We start from the raw sequence: 20,708 nt of genomic DNA on the forward strand, positions 1-20,708 counted from the left end.
GGCGGGCGTCGGCGCGAGCGGTGCCGCGGCGCCGTCGCGCAGGCGCAGCACGTTCGCGGCGAACTCGCGATTGCCGAGCACGGAGAAGAAGGTCCCGACGGCGAGCGACAGCCGGCCGAAGAAGGACAGGTTGGATTCGGGCATGGGGTCTGGACTCCTGTGGGCTCGCCGCACGGCGAGCGTCTTGCCTGGCCCCGGCCGGCGGCGCGCGTCACGACGCGCGCGCCCGTCGCCCGGAGCGCGATTCTGGCCCCCTCGCGGGGTGCGGAAAACCCGTATTTTGCCCTGTGGCGGGCGAACCGGGACAGAAGTCGAGGGACAGACCATGCCGGGCGCGGCGCGGCGGTCGTCTCGGGAACAGGCGGTACGGCTCGGGCGACGGCGCGCCGGGGTGGATTCGCGGATAGGCCGTGCATGCGCGCGCGATGCGCACTCGCGCCCGCGGCGCGACGCGGCGCGGCGCCGCCTCGGCCGCGTACTCGCGACCTCGAGACAGCATCGAGCGTCGGCACGCAGATCGGCGATCGGCATGTCGCGCCCGACAACCGAGCGCGACCGCGCCGCCGATGACGGGGCGCCCTCGCCGCGCCATGCGCCGATCGCGCCGATCGCGCCGATCGCGATGACCGCGATGACCGCGATGACCGCACACACGGCCGGCTACCCGGCGTCCGAACGCTCGCGCGATAAGCCGATCACGCGGCCTTCATCGCCTGCGCGATCCGTTGCGGCGCGGTCGGCCGCGCATACATCCGCTCGAGATACGCGCGCAGATTCGGGAACGTGTCGATCAACCCGTACTCGCCCGCCCAGTCGATCAGATAGGCCGTCACGCAATCGGCCACCGTCAGCGTATCGCCGACGATGAACGCGCGCCCGTCGAGATGCCGCTCGAGAATGACGGCCATCGACGCGAAATCGTCGCGCGCGAGCGCGATGTCGGCCGGCAGCCGCTTGTCGGGCGGATACAGCATCGTGTGGCGCGCGATGCGCCACAACGGCTGCTCGAGCTCGGTCACCGCGAACATGATCCAGCGATACGCGTGCGCACGCTGCGCGAGATCGACGGGCAGCAGGTGCTTGTCGGGATACTTGTCCGCCAGATACAGCACGATCGCCGCCGACTCCGGAATCACGAGGTCGCCGTCGATCAGCACCGGCACCTTGCCGGCCGGATTGATGCGCAGAAAATCGGGGCGGCGGTGCTCGCCCTCGAGCAGGTTGACGGGCACGAATTCGAAATCCACGCCGAGTTCCTTGAGTCCCCACAGCGCGCGCTGCGTTCGCGTGCCGGCAAATCCGTAAAGCTTCATCGTTACGCTCCTTTCGGTTCGGAAACGCGTAAACAACCGCCGACCGCGGACGGCGACGCAGCGCCGTCGCGACGCCCGCCCGCCGCCGCGACGGCGATCATCCGCGCGGAATCTCCAGTACGGGCATCACGTCGATCGTCTCGCCCGGAAAGATCGTGAAATGCGGATGGCCTTCGAACATCCGCGCGGCGTCGTCGTGAGACGCGGCGCGCACGATGGTGAAGCCGCCGAGCGCGTTCGACGTATCGTCGATGCCGCGCGCGCTGACGGTCTTCGTCTTGCCGAGCGGGCCGCCCATCTCGACGATCGCGTCGCGATGCCGATCGGCCCACGCACGCCACGCGGCGATCCCTTCCTGCTCCTTCGCGCGCCGCGCCTGTTCCGGCTGCGCGATCCACGCCTGCATGCGCGGGCTATCCTTGCTGCCGAGGAAAACCGCGAGATACAACTGCTGTCGACTGCTCATGTGTCCTCCGTCCGAGTGCGCGCGCGGCACCGTGCCGCAGATCGCCCTTGACACAATAGGTTGGTATCAACACAATTGCAACATGGCACGAAAAGAAAAGCTTCCTTTCGAGACGACGCTGATGGTGCGCGACTGCTGCCTGTGCCTGCACATGCAGCGCGCGGCGCGTCATCTTGCGCGCGTGTTCGACGACGCGCTGCGTCCGCTCGATCTGACGAACGGGCAGTTCTCGCTGCTGATGTCGCTGAACCGGCCGGAGCCGGCGCCGATGAAAGCGGTCGCGTCGCTGCTCGCGATGGATCGCACGACGCTGACGGCCGCGCTGAAGCCGCTCGAGCGACGCGGCCTCGTCGCGATCGAGCAGGATCCGCACGACAAGCGCAGTCGCCTGCTGACACTCACGCCGGCCGGCGAGCGCCTGCTCGCCGAGGCATTTCCGCTGTGGCAGCAGACGCATGCGGAGATCGAAAAGCCGTTCGCGCCGGGCGATATGGACGCGTTGCGCGGCCAGTTGCGCCTGCTGTCCGAGGCACCGCCACCGCGCGACTGAGCCACCGCGCGATTGTGTGTGCGCGCGCGGCGCGAAAGCGTATCCTTCATCGCGGCACTCGATCCGCCAACCAGGAGACACGCATATGACAACTGCTGACAAGCATGCCCGCTTTCGCGCACTGCATCGCGCCGGCGATCCGCTGGTGCTGTTCAACGTCTGGGATGCGGGCAGCGCGCGCGCCGTCGCCGACACCGGCGCGCCCGCCCTCGCGACCGGAAGCTGGTCGATCGCGAAAGCCAACGGTTACGCGGACGGCGAAGACATGCCGCGCGCGCTGGCCATCGAGGTGCTTGCCCGCATCGTCGCCGCGACCGACCTGCCGGTCAGCGCCGATCTCGAAAGCGGCTACGGCGAGCGGCCCGACGACGTCGCCGATACGATCGCGCTCAGCATCGAAGCCGGCGCGATCGGCTGCAATCTCGAGGACAGCGTCCCCGCGACCGGCGAAGTGCGCAGCGTGGACGAAGCGGTTGCGCGCATCGCCGCAGCGCGCCGCGCCGCCGACAAGAACGGCAGCGGATATTTCATCAATGCGCGCACGGACGTCTGTTTCGTCGTCCCCGCCGACACGCACGACGAGGCGTTGATCGACGCGGTTCTCGCGCGCGCACGCGCCTACGCGGAAGCGGGTGCGGACGGGCTGTTCGTGCCGGGCCTGAAGTCGCCCGCGCTGATCCGCAAGCTGACGGCGGCATCGCCGCTGCCGGTGAACGTGATGCGCGTGGCCGAAACGCCGACGATCGCGGAACTCGCCGCATGCGGCGTGTCGCGCATCAGCCACGGGCCGTATCCGTACATTCAGGCGATGAAGGCGCTTGCGGCGCTCGTGCCGCCACGCGGCTGAGGCTGAGGCTGAGGCTAAGGTTGACGCCGGCGCCGCGCGTCGGCGCGATCGCATCGAAGCGGAACCACGCGGCGCGCGCGTGTTGCTGCGCACCGCCACCGTTGCGCCGGCCGGCGCGCGCGCAACGAGACATACTCGTCGACGAATCGGCGCGGTGCCCGAACCGGCACCGCACACCGCACCCGTTACGACACGGCTTCGACGCGCTTCGGCACCGCGGTGACGATCGTCGCGACCGCGACGGCCAGCACCACCGCCGCGCCGACGAACACGCCGCCGGCGCCGGTCGCATCGAACACGACGCCGCCCGCCGCCGCGCCCGTCGCGATCGCGAGCTGCACGGCCGCGACGATGAGGCCGCCCGCGCTCTCGGCTTCGTCCGGCACCGTGCGCGTGACCCACGTCGACCATGCGACCGGCACGCCGCCGAACGCCATCCCCCACAACGCGACGAGGATCGCATCGATCGCCGGTGCGCGGCCGAGCACGACCAGCAGCACGCCGAGCACGACCATCAGCGCGGGCATCGCGATCAGCATCGGCCGCAGCCGGTGTTCGAGCACGCGGCCCGCGAGCGACGTGCCGACGAAGTTCGCGACGCCGTAGCCGAGCAGGATCGCCGACAGCCCGTTCACGCCGACGCCCGCGACCTGCTCGAGGAACGGCCGCAGATACGTGAAGAAGGCGAAGTGACCCGTGAAGACGAGCGTCGTCGCGAACATCCCGAGGCCGACGCCCGGCCGGCGCAGGACGTCGATCAGCGTGCGCAGCCGCGTCGTGCCGCTCGGCGGCATCGAGGGCAGCGTCGCGACCTGCGACAGGAACGCGACGCCGCCGAGCGCGGCCGCGATCAGGAACACGTTGCGCCAGCCGATCAGGTGACCGAAGTAGCTGCCGAGCGGCGCGGCCGCGATCGTCGCGACGGCGACGCCGCTGAAGATGATCGACAGCGCGCGCGGCACCATCGCGGCCGGCACGAGCCGCATCGCGGTCGCGGTCGCCATCGTCCAGAAGCCGCCGAGCGCGATGCCGAGCACGACGCGGCCGATCAGCACCGTCGTCAGGTTCGTCGCGAACGCGACCGCGAGATTCGAGGCGATCAGCAGCAGCGAGAACGCGAGCAGCACGCGTCGGCGGTCGATCGTGCGCGTCGCGGCGGCGATCAGCAGGCTCGTCACGAGCGCGACCGTCGCGGTCGCGGTGACCGCCTGACCGGCGACGCCTTCGGTGACGCCGAGACTGTCGGCCATCGGCGTGAGCAGGCTCGCGGGCAGGAATTCGGCCGTGACGAGGCCGAACACGCCGAGCGCCATCGCGAACACCGCGCCCCAGGCCGGTTCGCGGGGAGCCGCCTGCGAGGCGGTGGAGGAAATGCCGGGATTCATCCGTCGTTCCGTATCGTAAAAGGTCGATGACGGCGTATCGTAAGGAGCGACGGCAGGACGGTCTATGACATACAATCCGCCTTTGTTGATCAAACGTCCGAGAATGCGATGCCCGACACGCTGCCTCCCGTCATGCCCGATGCGCACGATCTCGTCAGCGAGCTGCTGCTCGGGATGCGCCTGAGCGGCGTCCAGTACCGCCGCATCCAGGTCGCGCGGCCGTTCGGCCTGAGCTTCGGGCAGGTGCCCGGCCGCGCGCAGTTTCATTTCGTGGGGCGCGGGCCCGTGCTGCTGCGCGACGCGGCCGGCGCGACGATGCAGCTCGAGGCCGGCGATGCGATCCTGCTGCCGCACGGCAACATGCATACGCTCATGTCCGACCCCGACGTGCCGTGCCGCGAGATCGGCGGCTTCGAAGTCGCACGCATTTGCGATTCGGTCGCGTCGGTCGCATCGGCGGGCGCGGCGGCCGACGGCGCCGCGGCCGATTCCGCTGGCGGCGATGCGCTGATCTTCAGCGCGTGCATGGAACTCGATCTCGGCGGGATGCAGCCGCTCGTCGGCACGATGCCCGAGTTCATGCACGTCGGCACGCTGCTCGCACGCTATCCGGAGATCCGGCCGATGCTCGACGCGATGGAGCGCGAATCCTGCGCCGAGCGCGCGGGCTTCGCGGGCATTCTCGCGCGGCTCGCGGACGTCGTCGCCGCGTTCATCGTGCGCGGCTGGGTCGAATGCGGATGCGGCGACGCGTCGGGCTGGGTGCAGGCGCTGCGCGAGCCGAAGCTCGGCCGCGCGATCGTCGCGCTGCATCGCGATCCCGGCCGCAACTGGAGCGTTGCCGAACTCGCCGCCGAGGCCGGCGTGTCGCGTTCGGTGTTCGCCGAACGTTTTCTTGCCGCGACCGGGATGACGCCCGTGCGCTACCTGACCGAACTGCGGATGCGGCTCGCCGCACGCTGGATCGCGCGCGATCGCGAGGCGATCGAGACGGTCGCGTATCGGCTCGGCTACGGGTCGCTCGCCGCGTTCAGCCGCGCGTTCAAGCGCGTCGTCGGGCGGCCGCCGGGCGCGGTGCGCGCCGACGCAGACGCCGCGGCATGACCGGGTCGGCAGGCCGCGGTCGCCGCCGGATCACGTCGTCGTCGGCGATCGAGTCGCGGTCGTGCGGCACGTCGACCGTCTTCACGCAGCGCGGCTCGCGCGGCTGCGTGAACGCGCGCCGCCGTTCAGCCGCCCGCGCCGGTGCGCGCCTCCAGCGTGTCGATCAGCACGGTCGCGCACTGCACCGCGAGCGTCGCGCACTGCTGCGGATCGACCGTCGCACCGTTCGTCACAGTACCCTGCACGATCCTGACGAGCAGTTCCTTCGACAAATCGGCGATTTCGTAGTCTCGTTCCGTCATCGTCTCTCTCCTGCGCGTGTACCGGCGCCCCGCCGGCGCACGCGATTGCGGTTGCCGCCGCGTCCGCGTTCGCGGATCGCGCGCGGCGCTCAACGTGGCCGTGCGCGCACGACGATCTGTGCCTGCGTGTCGCGCTCGATCCGCTCGAGCGATGCGCGCAGCGTCGCGAACGTTTCGGGCAAACACACCTGGCTATCGAAGGTCGCATTCAGCCGTCGCGTGATCTGCACGACGCGCGCGACCGGATCGAATACGTAGTGCGACGTGAAATCGACGAAGCGGTCGCGCACCGCCTTGTCGGCCGGCACGTCGATCACCGCGACGTCGGGCGGCAGCGCGATTTGCGCGGTCTCGTCGAACGTGCCGCCGATGCAGACCCACGGCTGCGTGCGCACCGGCTCCTGCAACCACGCCTGGACCTGCGTCGCGATGCCGCCCGCGACGCTCGACAGCGCAGGCACCGCGGTCGTGCCGTCCGGCCAGACCGGATGATCGAGCGTGCCGGACATCGTCACGTCGAACGGCCCCGCGTGCGTGCGCCGATCGCTCGTCGTCAACTGCGCGCGCCCGCGCAGGCCGGTCTGCATCAGACGCTCGTTCGCGAGCTGCCCGATGCGATCCGGCGTCGCACGACGGAACACCGAGCGCTCGAGCTCGGCGGTCCAGCCGTCGTCCTCGACGTACGCATGAAAACGCGCGTCGCCGCGCACGGCGGCATCGATGTCGAGCCGCGCGGTGCGCCGCCGCGGCTGCGTGGCAGGCGTACGCGACAGCACGCCCGAATCGACGAGCAGCGCGGGGCGATCCATCACGATCGGCGGCAGATAGCCGAACGCGATGCCGGTGGTCGTCGTGTCCGCGTACAACCCTAAGTCGGGCAGCCACGTGATCGCATGATTGATCGCGCCGGCGCCATAGCCGGGCACGGACGGCAGCGTATAGACCGCGCCGAGGTTCAGCAGCACCGGTTCGCTGCGGATGCCGACCGCGCGGAGCAGCGCGCCGAACAGCGCGACGTGGTCCTTGCAGTCGCCGTAGCGGTTGCGCAGGATGTCGGTCACGCGATGCGGCGCGGCCGCCGTTTCGCCGAGAAACAGCGCGACGTAGCGCACGTTCGTCTGCACCCAGTCGTAGAGAATGCGCGCCTTCTCGCGCGGGTCGGGTGCGTCGGCCGTCAACGACCGTGCGAACTGCACGACGGCCGGATCGTTCGCGCCCGGATCGGCGGCAGCGTTCCGGTAACGCGCGGCGAACGCCGCGTAGTCGGGCAGCGTCGACACGACGAGGTGGTCGCCGTAGTCGGGATAGCCGACCGAACCCTTTTCGATGCGCGCGTATGGCCCGTGACGATACGTAAACGTGTAGCGCGTGCGGCCGTTCTCGGTGACGGGCGGCAGCGCGACGTAGCCGCGCGCATCGGCGACGAGCGGCATGTCGGCCGGCACGTCGAAGATCAGCCGCTGCTCGTCGACCGGCTCGCGCGACGGCTCGACGGTGTAGCCGAAGTAGCCCGGGTTGACCGGTTTCGTGCGCGTCTTGCGAAACACGATGCGCGTGCGCGTACCGGCTGCGACCGCCGGGAACACGACGGTGCGCAGCACGCCGTCCTGAAACGTCGGCGCGCCGGCGGAGCGCGGCTCCTGCACGTCGCGGATGCCGTCCGGGCCGACCGGATGCGCGACGCCGTCGCGATCGATCGTCTCCGCCGCGAGCAGCTCGACCTTCTCCAGCTGCTTGTCGAACCACACGTAGCGCTGCGCGATCGCGTCGATGCCGTTCGCATCGTTCGCGCGCAACGTCGAATCGTCGTACTCGACGAGCGCGCCGTCGTGCTGCAGCACGAACTCGTGCACGTCGCGTTCCAGCGTCACCGGCGCTTCGTTGCCGCTCGCGGCGTCGGCCGGCTGCGCGTGCGCCGCGGCGCCGATGCCGAGCGAAACCGCGCAGGCGGCGAGCGCCGCGCAGCCGGCGAATCGGGAAGAAAAAAGCAGCACGTCGAACACTTTGCGCATCATCCGTGACCGTGATGCGGCCCAGTGTGGGCGCCGCGTTCGCGAGCGTCAAGCCGAGCGCGAACGGCGTGCGGCACGTCGATGCGCGGCCGCGCGCACGATCGCGCCGTTGCCGCTTCGGACCGCGCGCAGCATGCCATATATATCACGTTGTGATATATAATTCAGACATCCCGCCAAACGCGCAGTCGTGCGGGTACGCGTGCGCCGCCTCGCCGGAGGCGACGCGCCGCACATGGAGAAGGAGGCATCATGGTGATCAACAACGATTTCGAAATCGGTTACCTCGTCGTCGCATTTGCGCTGCTGGGCGTGATCCTGGTCGGCGCATTGCTGACGGCCCTGCATCTCGAACGGTGTCATCCGAAGCTGGTCGGCGCAGCGATCGGCGCGTTGATCGGCATCGCGCTGATCGAAGCGATGCCGATGCTGACGTGATCGCGGCCGGCACACGCGCCACGCCACGGATTCGTCCGATCAAATGCCTCTCCGCGCGTGCGGGTGAGCGCGGGGCCGGAACGTGCGCCGTCCGAGGAGAACACGATGGAATCCCCGCTCTGCCTGCGCTATCGTCAATGTGAGATCCGCGCGTGCGCGCTCGTCGACGCGGTGGCCGGAGAAGGCCTCGAACCCGGCCCGCTGTATCGACCGCTCGCGGTCGTGTGCTGGCGCGATGCGCAAGGGCGCCACGAAGCGCACCTGCTCGATCCGAAGCATCACGTGTTCCGCGACGACACGGACGCGCTCAGGATCTCGATTGCGCTGGCCAAGCGCTTCATCGACACGAAGCTCGTCGGCACCTTCATGCCGGCAGGCTGAGGTTCGCCGCCACGCGCATCGGCCCACTCACTGCCGGAGGCGATATGGACCACGGTATCGTCAGGATCGTCATCCTGCTTGCAATCCTCGTGTTCGCGGTGCTGTTCTTTGCCGAACGGCGCAGCCGCGACCGCACGCGCGACAGGCTGCTGCACCGATCGTCGCGACGCACATCGCGGCATCGCCACCCGTAACGCGCATGCAAAAAATCGGCCGACGGCCGCCGCGTCGTTCGACGCGCGACCGTCGGCCTTGCAGCGGAGGTCCGGCCCTGCGGCGGAAGACGCGCGCCGCGCGTCTACACGCCCCACATCACATGTCGCCCCTGATCGCGCGCCGCGCGCATCATGTCGAGCAGCGGCCAGGCGCGCTGCGCGAGCCCGCCGGCGTGCGGCGATGCCTCCGCGTGCAGCGCCGGCGTCGAATGCGCGTGTGCGCGCGCCTGCGCCGCATCGTCACCGATCGCCTGCTCGAGCCGCGCAATCGCGCCCGGCAATTCGTCCGTCGAGATCACGCCGCGCACGTCGAGCCCCTTGCCGATGAGCCCCAGCAGATACTGCGCCAGATCGCACAGCATCACGATGTCGGGCGCCGCGGATGATCGAAAAGTCACCAGCATCGTCGTTTCCCCTTACGCCGCCGCAAGCCGGCCCGGCGCGCGCGCATACGTTTGCGCGCGGCTCCACTCGCCCTGTCGCACGCGCGTGATCGCCGCCCGGTTCTCGTCAACCGGGCGGTCATCCGGCGAGAACGCGCGCAACACGCGGTCGGGTTCGGTCCGCGGCATCTGTGCCCGATGACGCGAAGCCTGCTTCGATTTTATATCACGACGTGATGTATTCAAGCATGCAGGCGCCGGTTGAAACGTTTACTCATAAAAGAAGGAACACCGGATACGCCGGCTGACGTATCCGTATGGTCACCTCGCCCACACACATGTCGCACCGCAGCGACGCACCGCACGAAGCGCACCGCGTCATCGCCGTCTGCCGGCCCGACACCGCTTTCGCCGCGTAAGCGGACGCCCGTTTTCGCGGTCCGGCACTCACCCGCGACGCCGGCCGCCGTCATTCCTTACAACCGCGACCGCCGAATCGCGATCGACGTCCGATTCGTGCGTTATTCCCCGCATTTCGACTTTTGTGCGCGCGCAACAATGGCGATGCCTCGCGTGCGGCGCCCGGCGCGGCCGCTCCGCCACGCACGGCGCCGCACGCGTGGTCTTTCAAAAACCACATTCAACGAGGATTGCCATGCAGCTCCAATCACATCCCGCCTGCCGCCCGTTCTATGAAGCCGGCGAACTCACGCAGCTCACCGCTTTTTATGAGGAAGGCAGAAACATCATGTGGATGATGCTCCGATCCGAACCGCGGCCGTGCTTCAACCAGCAACTCGTCACCGACATCATCCATCTCGCACGCGTCGCCCGCGACTCGGGCCTGCGATTCGACTTCTGGGTCACCGGCTCGCTCGTGCCCGAGCTGTTCAACGTCGGCGGCGATCTGAGCTTCTTCGTCGACGCGATCCGCAGCGGCCGGCGCGATCTGCTGATGGCGTACGCGCGCTCGTGCATCGACGGCGTGTACGAGATCTACACCGGCTTCGGCACGGGCGCGATCTCGATCGCGATGGTCGAAGGCAGCGCGCTCGGCGGCGGTTTCGAGGCCGCGCTCGCCCATCACTACGTGCTCGCGCAGAAGGGCGTGAAGCTCGGCTTCCCGGAAATCGCGTTCAACCTGTTTCCGGGGATGGGCGGCTATTCGCTCGTCGCGCGCAAGGCGGACCGCAGTCTCGCCGAAGCGCTGATCGCGACCGGCGAAGCGCACGCGGCCGAGTGGTACGAGGATCGCGGGCTGATCGATCACACGTTCGAGCCCGGCGACGCGTATCTCGCGACGCGCACGTTCATCGACGTGATGAAGCCGAAGCTGAACGGGATCCGCGCGATGCTGCGCGCGCGCGAGCGCGTGTTCCAGCTCACGCGTTCCGAGCTGATGGACATCACCGAGGACTGGGTGCATTCGGCGTTCACGATCGAGCCGAAGGATCTCGCCTACATGGAACGCCTCGTGATGCTGCAGAACCGCCGCGTGTCGAAGCTGCGCACGGTGTGATGGAACGGCTGTCGCCATTCGGCGACAGCCGGTTCGGAACGCTCAGGCGATCAGCCTGAGCTTTCTCGTCTCCGCGAGCCACGCCTCGAACGCGTGGGCGGGCATCGGCCGCGCGAAGTAGTAGCCCTGCGCGTGGCCGACATCGATCTGCTTCAGGAACTCGGCTTCCGCGTGCGTCTCGACGCCTTCCGCGATCACCGAGAAGTTCAGCGCATTCGCGAGCGACACGACCGAGCGCACGAGCGCCTGCGAACGCGGATTGCGATCGATGCCGGTGATGAAGCTGCGGTCGAGCTTGATCGCATCGAGCGGCAGCCGCGACAGTTGCGACAGCGACGAATAGCCGGTGCCGAAATCGTCGAGATGAATCTTCGCGCCGAGCTGGCGAAACTGCTTCATCAGCCCGTGCGCGCCATGCTCGTCGTCGATGAAGCAGCTCTCGGTCAGCTCGATGTCGAGCAGACCCGGCTTCAGGCCCGCCGCATCGACGATCGATGCGAACTGATGAACGATGTTCATGTCCTGCAGCTGACGCGCCGACACGTTCACCGCGATCCGCACGCCGAGCCCCTTCGCCTTCCACGCGGCGGCCTGCGCGGCGGCCGTGCGCATCACCCAGCGCCCGAGCGGCGCGATCAGCCCCGACTCCTCCGCGAAACGAATGAACTCGACCGGCGCGACGAGCCCGCGATCGGGCGACTGCCAGCGGATCAGCGCTTCGACCGCATGCACGTCGCCGGTGGCGATATCGACGACCGGCTGGTAGTGCAGCACGAACTGCTCTTCCTCGAGCGCCTTGCGCAGGTTCGTGTCGAGCCACATGTACTTCGCGACGCGCTGGTTCATCTCGAGCGAGAACACGCGATACGTATGCTTGCCCGCTTCCTTCGCGACATACATCGCCGTATCGGCATTGCGGATCAGCGTTTCGAGCGAGTCGCCGTGCTGCGGATGCATCGCGATGCCGATCGAACAGCTCGTGTAGACCTCCATCAACCCGAGATGGATCGGTGTGCGCAGCCGTTCGAGAATGATCTGCGCGGTCGCCTCGAGCAGCGCGCGCGTGCCCTGCTCGAACAGCACGAGGAACTCGTCGCCGCCGAGCCGCGCGAGCGTCGCGCCGGACGGCAGACAGCCGTTGATGATCGCCGATACGTCCTGCAGCAGCCGGTCGCCGGTGATATGGCCGTAGTGATCGTTGACGCGCTTGAAGTTGTCGAGATCGAGGAACAGGATGCCGACCTGGCCCGGCGTGTCGCCGGTCTGCTGGGCGATCACCGTGCGGATGCGCTCGCTGATCGCATGGCGGTTCGGCAGCCCCGTCAGCACGTCGGTGTTCGCGAGCTCGGTGAGCCGCTGTTGCGCGTTGCGCTCCTCGGTGATGTCGATGCCGGAGCAGATCAGATACTGCTCGTCCGCGCCGCTGCCGCTCTGCACGAACTTGTTGCGGAACTGGAACAGCCGCGGCCCGTTCACGGTGTTGATGTAGCGCTCGACCGAGAACGCGCGGTTGCTCGCAAAAAAGCCCGTGATGTTGCTGCGCGACTGCGCGCCCTGCTCGGGGCTCATGAACAGCTCGAACACGCTGCGGCCGATCACGTCGACCTCGCGCTTGCCCGTCACTTCCTCGCAGAGCCGGTTGAAGCGCTGCACCATGCCGTTGCGATCGAGGATCACGACGAGCGAATTCACTTCGGACACGACCTGCTCGGCGAACGCGAGCCCGTGCGCGAGATCGCCGGCCACGGACGCGGTATCGGTGTACGCCGACGCGGTGCCGGCCCAATCCGTGGTGTCGACCTTCCTGCCGACGAGGTGAAGCGGCACGCGCTCGCCGAACAGCACGATGTCGAGCACGAGGTGCGACGTGACGCCGGTCAGCGCGCGAATGCGCGCGGCCTGCTCGCCGGTGAGCGCGATGCTGACGTTGGTCATCCCGCGCACGGCGGCGAGTTCGAGTGCATTGCTGTCGCTGCCGAGCCGCCAGCACGGGCTGCGCGTTCCGACATGCGCCTCGAGCACTGCGCTATCGTTTTCGTCATCCATGACACGCCCCGACCCAAAAAAAACGCACAGTGTAGACGGAGACGAGCACGCCGCCCGCCGGGCGCGCACGCGCGACGCGTGCGGGCCCGGCGGCCGTGATGTCGTGACAGCGATCCTCATCCGGTACTTGTTCCTGCTGATGCGACCCGGCATTCGCGATCATGCGGGCGGCCACGCCGCACGAATGACGGACCCATCTTATCAAATGACGATGACGATTGGCACTCACATTTCAAATGGGGTGTCAAGGAACCGGCACTCGATTGGGGAATGCACTTTTTTGATCGTGCAACGCGTCGCGAAGTGGTTGCGACGGCAAGAATCGGCGTGGACTAAAACGGTGCATCGCCCCGTCCGGCGGGCGTTTGCGGCAGGTTTGGGTGTTTTGGGGACGGAATACTCATGAAACCGGTGCGCACGCATCGAATCGGCTCGATTTGTCGCGTAACGCGCGATTTCATTGCGAATTCCGTCGAATAACCGCTTTTCATTAAGCGGCTTTTTCAATCGGCGCGCAATAACGCTTTGGATTTTTTCTTTTTTATCGGGCGGACGCGCGCGTTCATCGCGCCGCCCGCCTTCGCCGGCCTCAGCCGGCCGCGCCGTAGCCGCCGCCGCCCGGCGTCTCGACGACGAACACGTCGCCGGGCGCCATCTGCGCGCGGGCGATGTGGTCGAGCGTCTCGATCGTGCCGTCCGCGCGCTCGATCGTATTGCGGCCGAGCGCACCCGGCTCGCCGCCGGCCGCGCCGAACGGCGCGTGGATCCGGTTGTTCGACAGGATCGACGCGGTCATCGGCTCGAGGAAGCGGATTCGCCGCACCGCACCATCGCCGCCGTGCCAGCGCCCGCGTCCGCCCGAGCCGGTGCGGATCCGGTGCGAATCGACGCGCACCGGATAGCGCCATTCGAGCACTTCGGGGTCGGTCAGCCGCGAGTTCGTCATGTGCGTCTGCACGGCGCCGACGCCCGCGAAGCCGGGGCCCGCGCCGCTGCCGCCCGCGATCGTCTCGTAGTACTGGTATTGCGCGTTGCCGAACGTGAAGTTGTTCATCGTCCCCTGGCTCGACGCGACGCAGCCGAGCGCGCCATAGAGCGCGTTCGTGATCGCCGACGACGTCTCGACGTTGCCCGACACGACCGCGGCCGGATAGTCGGGATTCAGCATCGAATGCGCGGGCACGATCACGGTCAGCGGCTTCAGGCAGCCGGCGTTCAGCGGAATGTCGTCGCCGACGAGCGTGCGGAACACGTACAGCACCGCCGCCATGCACACCGCCTTCGGCGCGTTGAAGTTGTTGTCGAGCTGCGCCGACGTGCCGGTGAAATCGATCTGCGCGCAGCGCGCCGCACGGTTCACGCGAATCGCGACGCGAATCTCGGCGCCGTTGTCGAGCGCATAGCGGTATGCGCCGTCCTGCAGCGCGCCGATCACGCGCCGCACGGCTTCCTCGGCGTTGTCCTGCACGTGCTGCATGAACGCGAGCACGACCTCGCGGCCGAACTGCGCGACCATCCGGCGCAGTTCGTCGACGCCCTTCTGGTTCGCCGCGATCTGCGCACGCAAGTCGGCCATGTTCTGGTCGACGTTGCGCGCCGGATAGCGCCCGGACGCCAGCAGCGCGCGCGTTTCGGCATCGCGCAGCGTGCCGGCCGACACGAGCAGCCAGTTGTCGATCAGCACGCCTTCCTCTTCGATATGCGTCGAATCGGGCGGCATCGAACCCGGCGTCGTGCCGCCGATGTCCGCATGGTGGCCGCGCGAGCCGACGTAGAACAGCGGTTCGTCGGCGCCGTCCGCGAATACCGGCGTGATGACGGTCACGTCCGGCAGGTGCGTGCCGCCGTGATACGGATCGTTCAGCATGAACACGTCGCCGTCGCGCATGCGGCCGCGGTTGCGCTCGATCACCGTGCGGATGCTTTCGCCCATCGAGCCGAGATGCACGGGCATGTGCGGCGCGTTCGCGATCAGATTGCCGTCGCGGTCGAAGATCGCGCACGAGAAGTCGAGCCGCTCCTTGATGTTGACCGAGTACGCGGTGTTCTGCAGCCGCAGGCCCATCTGTTCCGCTATCGACATGAACAGGTTGTTGAAGATCTCGAGCCGCACCGGGTCCGCGTCGGTGCCGAGCGATCGACGCGTCGGCAGCGGCGTCGTGCGCGTCAGCACGAGATTGCCCTGCGCCGTCATCTGCGCGCGCCAGCCGGGCTCGACGACGGTCGTGCCGTTGCGCTCGGCGATGATCGCGGGGCCGTCGATCGCGTCGCCGGCGAGCAGCGTGTCGCGCACGTACAGCGCGGCGTCGTGCCATGCGCCGCCGGAATAGAAGCGCGCGACGGTATCGGCGCGCGGCGCGTCGCCGTCGCCGCGCGGCGCGAGCGGTGCGATCTCGACCGGTGCGTCGGAGCGGCCGATCGCCTCGACCGACGCGAGTTCGACGACGAGCGGCGTGCCCGGCATCAGGAACGCATAGCGCTGCCGATAGGCGGCTTCGAACGCGCGCTGCATCGCGTCGACGCTGCCGGCCGGTACGTCGAGCGCCGAATCGGTGCCCTGGTAGCGCAGATGCACGCGTGGTTCGGTCGCAATGCGCTCGGGCGGCACGCCCTGTTCGAGCAGCGCGCCGACCGCCTCGTCGGTCAGCCGGTCGAGCGCCGCGTTCAGCGCCGGCAGCGAGTCGTCCGACAGCACGGCCTCGATCGCGCGCTCGCGCATCGCGGTCTGATCCGCGAGCCCCATTCCGTAGGCCGACAGCACGCCGGCAAGCGGATGCGCGAACACCTGCGTCATGCCGAGCGCGTCGGCAACGCCGCACGCATGCTGGCCGCCCGCGCCGCCGAACGTCGTCAGCACATAGCGCGACACGTCGTGGCCGCGCTGCACCGAAATCTTCTTGATCGCGTTCGCCATGCTGCCGATCGCAATCTCGAGGAAGCCTTCCGCGAGCGCCTCGGGCGTCTCGCGCCGGCCGGTCGCCGCATGGATCTCGTCGGCGAGCGCGCGGAACTTCGCGACCACGCCGTCGCGATCGAGCGGCTCGTCGGCATGCGGGCCGAACACGCGCGGGAAATAGTCGGGCTGGATCTTGCCGAGCATCACGTTGCAGTCGGTCACGGTCAGCGGGCCGCCGCGCCGGTATGCGGCCGGCCCCGGATTCGCGCCGGCCGATTCGGGACCGACCCGCAGCCGCGCGCCGTCGAAGCTCAGCACCGAGCCGCCGCCCGCCGCGACCGTATCGATGCTCATCATCGGCGCGCGCATCCGCACGCCGGCCACCTGCGTCTCGAACACGCGCTCGAACTCGCCGTTGTAGTGCGACACGTCGGTCGACGTGCCGCCCATGTCGAAGCCGATCACGCGCTCGAAGCCGGCCGCGCGCGCCGCGCGCACCATGCCGACGATGCCGCCCGCCGGGCCCGACAGGATCGCGTCCTTGCCCTGGAATGCATCGGCGCGCGTGAGACCGCCGCTGCTCTGCATGAACTGCAGGTTCACGCCCGGCATCTCGTGCGCGACCTGTTCGACGTAGCGGCGCAGGATCGGCGACAGATACGCGTCGACGACCGTCGTGTCGCCGCGCGACACCATCTTCATCAGCGGCGACACCTCGTGCGACGCCGACACCTGCGTGAAGCCGATGCGCCGCGCGAGTTGCGCGAGCGCGCGTTCGTGCGCGGTGTAGCGATAGCCGTGGATCAGCACGATCGCGAGCGCGCGCACGCCGTCGTCGAACACGCGGCGCAGCGCCGCCTCGGCGCCGGCGAGATCGAGCGGCGACACGACCTCGCCGTGCGCGCCGACGCGTTCGTCGATCTCGACGACGGTCTCGTACAGCGCATCGGGCAGCACGATGTCGAGATCGAACAGCCGCGGCCGGTTCTGGTACGCGATGCGCAGCACGTCGCGAAAGCCGCGCGTCGTTGCGAGCGCCGTGCGTTCGCCTTTGCGCTCGAGCAGCGCGTTGGTCGCGACGGTCGTGCCCATCTTCACCATGTCGACGCGTTCGGGCGTAATCGGTTCGCCGTCGGCGAGGCCGAGCAGATGGCGGATGCCGGCCACGGCCGCGTCGCGATACTGCTCGGGGTTCTCCGACAGCAGCTTGTGCGTGACGAGCGTGCCGTCGGGCCGGCGCGCGACGATGTCGGTGAACGTGCCGCCGCGGTCGATCCAGAATTGCCAGCGCGCGGCGTCGGAGGAAACGGGGAAAGTCTGTCGGTCAGTCATGGCGATGAACTCGATGCGTCGTTGAATCGGAGGACGAGCGCCGCCGCACGGCGCGCATCGCGCGCCGTGTGACGAAGCGGTGAAAACGGGAAAGAACGAACGGGCGGGCGGTGTGCCGCTTACGCGGCGTCGAGTTCGCGGCCGCGCGTCTCGGGCAGCGTCAGCGCGGCGACGATCATCACGCCGTACGCGGCGACCGCGAAGATGCCGATGCTCGCGCCGAGCCCGTAGTGTTTCGCGAGCGCGCCGATCAGGAACGGAAACAAGGCGCCGATCGCGCGGCCGACGTTGTAGCAGAAGCCCTGCCCCGAGCCGCGCACGCGCGTCGGGAACAGCTCGGTGAGAAATGCGCCCATGCCGGAGAAGATGCCCGATGCGAAGAAGCCGAGCGGGAAACCGAGGAACAGCATCGACGTATCGGTCAGATGCAGCGACGTGTACGCGAACGCGATCGCCATCGAGCCGAGCGCGAACAGGATGAAGTTCGGCTTGCGGCCGAGGCGGTCGGTCAGGTACGCGCTCGTCAGATAGCCGACCCACGAGCCGAGGATGATCATCGCGAGATAGCCGCCCGTGCCCATCACGGTCAGATGGCGCTCGGTCTTCAGAAACGTCGGCAGCCAGGTCGTGATCGCGTAGTAGCCGCCTTGTGCGCCCGTCGTCAGCAGCGCCGCGCGCAGCGTCGTCGTGATCAGCTTCGGCGCGAAGATCTCGGTGAACCGCGGCGCATCGGCTTCGCGTGCCTGCGCGGCCTTCTCCTTCTGGTAGACGTCGGGCTCCTTCACGTAGCGGCGAATCACGACGACGAGCAGCGCCGGCGCGAGCCCGACGAGAAACAGCGCACGCCACGCGAGCTCGGCGGGCAGCACCGAGAACAGCAGTGCATACAGCAGCGCGCAGAGTCCCCAGCCGATTGCCCAGCCCGACTGCACGAGGCCGACCGCCTTGCCGCGATCGCGCGCGCGGATCACTTCGCCGATCAGCACGGCGCCGGCCGTCCATTCGCCGCCGAAGCCGAAGCCCATCAGCGCGCGCGCGGCGACCAGCTGATGATAGTTCTGCGCGAGCCCGCACAGCGCGGTGAACACCGCGAACCAGAGCACCGTGAGCTGCAGCGTGCGCACGCGGCCGATCCGGTCGGACAGCAGCCCGGCGAGCCAGCCGCCGGCCGCCGAGGCGAGCAGCGTGATCGTGCCGATGAAGCCTGCATCGGCGAGCGAGATGCCCCAGGTCGCGACGAGCGTCGGAATCACGAACGACAGCATCTGCGTGTCCATCCCGTCGAGCATGTAGCCGACCTTGCAGCTCCAGAACGCGCGGCGCTCGCGCGGCTGCGCGTCGGCATACCACGAGAACAGGCCGCTGCGCGCGGGGCGCTCGGGCTCGGCGGTTCCCGCCGCGAGGGTCTTGCTTTCCATGGTGGTGGCTCCTGTCGTTAAGCGCCGTCAAAGTCGTGCCGCGCGGATGCGCGCCGCCCTCCGGCCGGGGCGGATCGTCCGTCGGTCGCGGCGTTCGCCGCGACGGTATCGAGCCGGCGGCCGGCGGGCCGCCGCGTTGCGTCAGAACACGGCCAGCGACGCGTTCGTGATGTCCGTCATCAGCATGTGGCCCGGCGTATGCGCGATCGCGAGCGGCAGCTTCGCTTCCATCAGCGCGGTTTGCGGCGTCACGCCGCACGCCCAGAACACCGGCAGTTCGCCTTCGCGGATCGTCACGGCGTCGCCGAAATCGGGCGCGCCGAGATCGGCGATGCCGAGTTCGCGCGGATCGCCGAGATGGATCGGCGCGCCGTGCACGCCCGGAAACCGGCTCGTGATCTGCACCGCGCGAATCGCGTCGGCGCCGCGCATCGGCCGCATCGATACGACGAGCTGGCCGCCGAACACGCCCGCTCGGCGGTTCGGAATCGACGTGCGATACATCGGCACGTTGCGGCCTTCCTCGACATGACGGAGCGCGATCCCTTCGCGTGCGAGCATGTCCTCGAACGAGAACGAGCAGCCGATCGCGAATACGACGAAATCGTCGCGCCACAGCGCTTCGAGCGAGTCGACGCGCTCGGTCAGGCGTCCGTCGCGATAGACGTTGTAGCTCGGCACGTCGGTGCGGATGTCGAGATCGTCGCCGAGCACGTCGAGCCGGAACGCGCCGGGCTCGCCGACGCCGAGCAGCGGGCATGCCTTCGGGTTCGCCTGGCAGAAGCGCAGGAAATCGTGCGCATACGCATCGGGCAGGATCGCGAGGTTCGCTTGCGCGAACGGGCCGCAGTGGCCGGCGGTCGGGCCGCGGAATGCGCCGCGGCGCACGGACTGACGGAATTCGGAAGGCGTGATCGGGTTCATCGGCGGATCGGGGAGCAGGCGAGCGACGGTGTCGCGTGGATGGGATACGCCGAAGAATAGAAAAGAAAAATTTTGGCCGCCAACGAGTTTTTTTACGGCCGGTGTATAGAATTTCTTAACGAACTATCGGGTTTTCCCCGGTCCCGTTCAGTTTTCGTAACGGGCAAGCTTTGCGCGCCCCGCCCCGTCCGCCGCCCATGAACACGCGATTTCTCGAAACCTTCGTCACGCTCGCGAAGCTGCGCAATTTCCGCACGACGGCCGCCGCGCTGCACGCGACGCCGGCCGCGATCTCGCAACGGATCAAGGCGCTCGAGGACGAGCTGCAGACCGTGCTCGTCGATCGCGACAGCCGCGAATTCCGGCTCACGCCGCACGGCGAATATCTGCTCGCCTATGCGCAGGCAGTCGTCGAGGCGACGCACGAGCTGCAGGCGGCCGCGTCCGGCGAAAGCGCGCTGCGCGGCAAGCTGCGGCTCGGCGTGATAGAGACCGTCGTGCACAGCTGGCTGCCGCACTACCTGCGCCGACTCGCGGCCGACTATCCGCAACTCGAAGTCGATCTGACCGTCGACGTCAGCGTCGTGCTGCAGCGCCGGCTGATGGCGGGCGAACTCGATCTGATCATTCGCGTCGAGGGCAGCGACGAGCCGGCGGTGGTCTGCGATGCGCTCGCGAACTATCCGGTGCGCTGGATCGCGCGCGCGGGGCTGCTGCCGGCCACGCGCACGGGCCTCGCGCGCCAGGTGCTGCGGCAGCCGATCCTCACGTACGGGCGCGGGACCGCGCCGCACCGCGCGCTCGAGGACATCGTGCGCACGCTCGCGCATGCGCACGGCGTGCCGCTGTCGGAGACGCGGATCACCGGCTCGCCGTCGATCTCGGTGATCGTGCAGCTCGTGCGCGACGGCTTCGGCGTCGCCGCGATTCCGAGCCTGTTCGTCGATGCGCTGATCGAAAGCGGCGAAGTGGTCGAGCTACCGCTGCAGCCGTCGCCGCCGTCGATCGTCGTGTCGATGTCGCGGCGCGTCGATGCGCCGCGCTTCGTGCACGGTGCGTCGATCGCGGCGCGTGCCGCGTGTCACGAGTATTGCGAGAAGAGTCACCGGCGGCTGGTCGAGGCGCTTTGAGGCGGTGCGCGGTCGCGCCGGCTCGTGCGGTCAGCGGCGGAATCGCG

General features: G+C 68.6%; 18 protein-coding genes and 1 pseudogene. 8 read left to right on the forward strand and 11 right to left on the reverse strand.

Annotation, left to right across the window (positions count from 1 at the left end):
• From HMPREF3115_RS30715 to HMPREF3115_RS05930, 3 genes and pseudogenes are all read right to left on the reverse strand, one after another.
• Nucleotides 1-144: pseudogene (locus tag HMPREF3115_RS30715) on the reverse strand (DUF2760 domain-containing protein); the annotation flags it as partial.
• A 551-nt stretch (nt 145-695) separates the two neighbouring features.
• On the reverse strand, nt 696-1,313 hold the full coding sequence (locus tag HMPREF3115_RS05925) for a glutathione S-transferase family protein (protein WP_053297957.1): 618 nt from the start codon (nt 1,311-1,313) through the stop codon (nt 696-698).
• Nucleotides 1,314-1,410: 97 nt separating this feature from the next.
• The gene (locus HMPREF3115_RS05930) at nt 1,411-1,779 is read right to left on the reverse strand and encodes a YciI family protein (protein ID WP_006411044.1); all 369 of its coding nucleotides are present in this window, start codon (nt 1,777-1,779) and stop codon (nt 1,411-1,413) included.
• Nucleotides 1,780-1,861: 82 nt separating this feature from the next.
• On the opposite strand from HMPREF3115_RS05930, the gene HMPREF3115_RS05935 reads away from it, so the two are divergent.
• Together HMPREF3115_RS05935 and HMPREF3115_RS05940 are read left to right on the forward strand one after the other, a co-directional pair.
• A complete protein-coding gene (locus tag HMPREF3115_RS05935; RefSeq protein ID WP_070553700.1) occupies nt 1,862-2,329 on the forward strand; it encodes a MarR family winged helix-turn-helix transcriptional regulator in 468 nt (155 codons plus the stop codon).
• A gap of 85 nt (nt 2,330-2,414) precedes the next feature.
• Nucleotides 2,415-3,176, forward strand: a complete 762-nt coding sequence (locus tag HMPREF3115_RS05940; RefSeq protein ID WP_070553702.1) for an isocitrate lyase/PEP mutase family protein — start codon at nt 2,415-2,417, stop codon at nt 3,174-3,176.
• Between the two features lie 185 nt (nt 3,177-3,361).
• Here the strand turns inward: HMPREF3115_RS05940 and HMPREF3115_RS05945 are convergent, their stop codons facing one another.
• Nucleotides 3,362-4,561 (reverse strand): MFS transporter, encoded by a 1,200-nt coding sequence (locus tag HMPREF3115_RS05945; protein WP_035947573.1) that lies wholly within the window; start codon nt 4,559-4,561, stop codon nt 3,362-3,364.
• A gap of 108 nt (nt 4,562-4,669) precedes the next feature.
• Here HMPREF3115_RS05945 and HMPREF3115_RS05950 point away from each other — a divergent pair, with 108 nt between their 5' ends.
• Nucleotides 4,670-5,665: an AraC family transcriptional regulator gene (locus HMPREF3115_RS05950; protein ID WP_035947575.1), complete on the forward strand. Its 996-nt coding sequence runs from the start codon at nt 4,670-4,672 to the stop codon at nt 5,663-5,665.
• A gap of 125 nt (nt 5,666-5,790) precedes the next feature.
• Here HMPREF3115_RS05950 and HMPREF3115_RS31495 read toward each other — a convergent pair whose 3' ends face one another.
• The gene (locus HMPREF3115_RS31495; RefSeq protein ID WP_006404391.1) at nt 5,791-5,967 is read right to left on the reverse strand and encodes a hypothetical protein; all 177 of its coding nucleotides are present in this window, start codon (nt 5,965-5,967) and stop codon (nt 5,791-5,793) included.
• 89 nt (nt 5,968-6,056) lie between these two features.
• Nucleotides 6,057-7,982, reverse strand: a complete 1,926-nt coding sequence (locus tag HMPREF3115_RS05955; protein ID WP_070553703.1) for a DUF3857 domain-containing transglutaminase family protein — start codon at nt 7,980-7,982, stop codon at nt 6,057-6,059.
• 249 nt (nt 7,983-8,231) lie between these two features.
• Here HMPREF3115_RS05955 and HMPREF3115_RS05960 point away from each other — a divergent pair, with 249 nt between their 5' ends.
• The 3 genes from HMPREF3115_RS05960 to HMPREF3115_RS31500 all read left to right on the forward strand — a co-directional run bounded on the left by HMPREF3115_RS05960 (nt 8,232) and on the right by HMPREF3115_RS31500 (nt 8,992).
• On the forward strand, nt 8,232-8,417 hold the full coding sequence (locus tag HMPREF3115_RS05960; protein WP_006397821.1) for a hypothetical protein: 186 nt from the start codon (nt 8,232-8,234) through the stop codon (nt 8,415-8,417).
• Between the two features lie 105 nt (nt 8,418-8,522).
• Nucleotides 8,523-8,798, forward strand: a complete 276-nt coding sequence (locus HMPREF3115_RS05965; RefSeq protein ID WP_070553735.1) for a hypothetical protein — start codon at nt 8,523-8,525, stop codon at nt 8,796-8,798.
• 44 nt (nt 8,799-8,842) lie between these two features.
• Nucleotides 8,843-8,992, forward strand: a complete 150-nt coding sequence (locus HMPREF3115_RS31500) for a hypothetical protein (protein ID WP_006397819.1) — start codon at nt 8,843-8,845, stop codon at nt 8,990-8,992.
• 104 nt (nt 8,993-9,096) lie between these two features.
• Here HMPREF3115_RS31500 and HMPREF3115_RS05970 read toward each other — a convergent pair whose 3' ends face one another.
• Nucleotides 9,097-9,417, reverse strand: coding sequence for a DUF1840 domain-containing protein (locus HMPREF3115_RS05970; RefSeq protein WP_070553705.1), 321 nt, complete (start codon nt 9,415-9,417; stop codon nt 9,097-9,099).
• A gap of 634 nt (nt 9,418-10,051) precedes the next feature.
• Between HMPREF3115_RS05970 and HMPREF3115_RS05975 the strand changes: the two genes are divergently transcribed.
• A complete protein-coding gene (locus HMPREF3115_RS05975) occupies nt 10,052-10,915 on the forward strand; it encodes a crotonase/enoyl-CoA hydratase family protein (protein ID WP_006397815.1) in 864 nt (287 codons plus the stop codon).
• A 42-nt stretch (nt 10,916-10,957) separates the two neighbouring features.
• Here HMPREF3115_RS05975 and pdeR read toward each other — a convergent pair whose 3' ends face one another.
• The 4 genes from pdeR to HMPREF3115_RS05995 all read right to left on the reverse strand — a co-directional run bounded on the left by pdeR (nt 10,958) and on the right by HMPREF3115_RS05995 (nt 19,522).
• Nucleotides 10,958-12,961 carry a cyclic di-GMP phosphodiesterase gene (gene pdeR / locus HMPREF3115_RS05980; protein ID WP_053297962.1) on the reverse strand — a complete coding sequence of 668 codons (2,004 nt, stop codon included), beginning with the start codon at nt 12,959-12,961 and terminating at the stop codon, nt 10,958-10,960.
• Nucleotides 12,962-13,550: 589 nt separating this feature from the next.
• On the reverse strand, nt 13,551-17,189 hold the full coding sequence (locus HMPREF3115_RS05985) for a hydantoinase B/oxoprolinase family protein (protein ID WP_070553707.1): 3,639 nt from the start codon (nt 17,187-17,189) through the stop codon (nt 13,551-13,553).
• 119 nt (nt 17,190-17,308) lie between these two features.
• Nucleotides 17,309-18,607 (reverse strand): MFS transporter, encoded by a 1,299-nt coding sequence (locus HMPREF3115_RS05990; protein ID WP_006404401.1) that lies wholly within the window; start codon nt 18,605-18,607, stop codon nt 17,309-17,311.
• 141 nt (nt 18,608-18,748) lie between these two features.
• Entirely contained in the window at nt 18,749-19,522 is a 774-nt protein-coding gene (locus tag HMPREF3115_RS05995; protein ID WP_035488206.1) for a putative hydro-lyase, read from the reverse strand.
• Between the two features lie 206 nt (nt 19,523-19,728).
• Here HMPREF3115_RS05995 and HMPREF3115_RS06000 point away from each other — a divergent pair, with 206 nt between their 5' ends.
• Entirely contained in the window at nt 19,729-20,661 is a 933-nt protein-coding gene (locus HMPREF3115_RS06000; RefSeq protein WP_006397808.1) for a LysR family transcriptional regulator, read from the forward strand.
• The last annotated feature ends 47 nt before the right edge of the window (nt 20,662-20,708 follow it).

Source organism: Burkholderia sp. HMSC10F09, assembly GCF_001806955.1.
In the GTDB taxonomy this organism is placed as follows: domain Bacteria; phylum Pseudomonadota; class Gammaproteobacteria; order Burkholderiales; family Burkholderiaceae; genus Burkholderia; species Burkholderia multivorans.

Coding starts and splice junctions, on each gene's coding strand:
- HMPREF3115_RS05925 (WP_053297957.1), bottom strand. CDS start 1,313: ATGAAGCTTTACGGATTTGCCGGCACGCGAACGCAGCGCGCGCTGTGG.
- HMPREF3115_RS05930 (WP_006411044.1), bottom strand. CDS start 1,779: ATGAGCAGTCGACAGCAGTTGTATCTCGCGGTTTTCCTCGGCAGCAAG.
- HMPREF3115_RS05935 (WP_070553700.1), top strand. CDS start 1,862: ATGGCACGAAAAGAAAAGCTTCCTTTCGAGACGACGCTGATGGTGCGC.
- HMPREF3115_RS05940 (WP_070553702.1), top strand. CDS start 2,415: ATGACAACTGCTGACAAGCATGCCCGCTTTCGCGCACTGCATCGCGCC.
- HMPREF3115_RS05945 (WP_035947573.1), bottom strand. CDS start 4,561: ATGAATCCCGGCATTTCCTCCACCGCCTCGCAGGCGGCTCCCCGCGAA.
- HMPREF3115_RS05950 (WP_035947575.1), top strand. CDS start 4,670: ATGCCCGACACGCTGCCTCCCGTCATGCCCGATGCGCACGATCTCGTC.
- HMPREF3115_RS31495 (WP_006404391.1), bottom strand. CDS start 5,967: ATGACGGAACGAGACTACGAAATCGCCGATTTGTCGAAGGAACTGCTC.
- HMPREF3115_RS05955 (WP_070553703.1), bottom strand. CDS start 7,982: ATGATGCGCAAAGTGTTCGACGTGCTGCTTTTTTCTTCCCGATTCGCC.
- HMPREF3115_RS05960 (WP_006397821.1), top strand. CDS start 8,232: ATGGTGATCAACAACGATTTCGAAATCGGTTACCTCGTCGTCGCATTT.
- HMPREF3115_RS05965 (WP_070553735.1), top strand. CDS start 8,523: ATGGAATCCCCGCTCTGCCTGCGCTATCGTCAATGTGAGATCCGCGCG.
- HMPREF3115_RS31500 (WP_006397819.1), top strand. CDS start 8,843: ATGGACCACGGTATCGTCAGGATCGTCATCCTGCTTGCAATCCTCGTG.
- HMPREF3115_RS05970 (WP_070553705.1), bottom strand. CDS start 9,417: ATGCTGGTGACTTTTCGATCATCCGCGGCGCCCGACATCGTGATGCTG.
- HMPREF3115_RS05975 (WP_006397815.1), top strand. CDS start 10,052: ATGCAGCTCCAATCACATCCCGCCTGCCGCCCGTTCTATGAAGCCGGC.
- pdeR (WP_053297962.1), bottom strand. CDS start 12,961: ATGGATGACGAAAACGATAGCGCAGTGCTCGAGGCGCATGTCGGAACG.
- HMPREF3115_RS05985 (WP_070553707.1), bottom strand. CDS start 17,189: ATGACTGACCGACAGACTTTCCCCGTTTCCTCCGACGCCGCGCGCTGG.
- HMPREF3115_RS05990 (WP_006404401.1), bottom strand. CDS start 18,607: ATGGAAAGCAAGACCCTCGCGGCGGGAACCGCCGAGCCCGAGCGCCCC.
- HMPREF3115_RS06000 (WP_006397808.1), top strand. CDS start 19,729: ATGAACACGCGATTTCTCGAAACCTTCGTCACGCTCGCGAAGCTGCGC.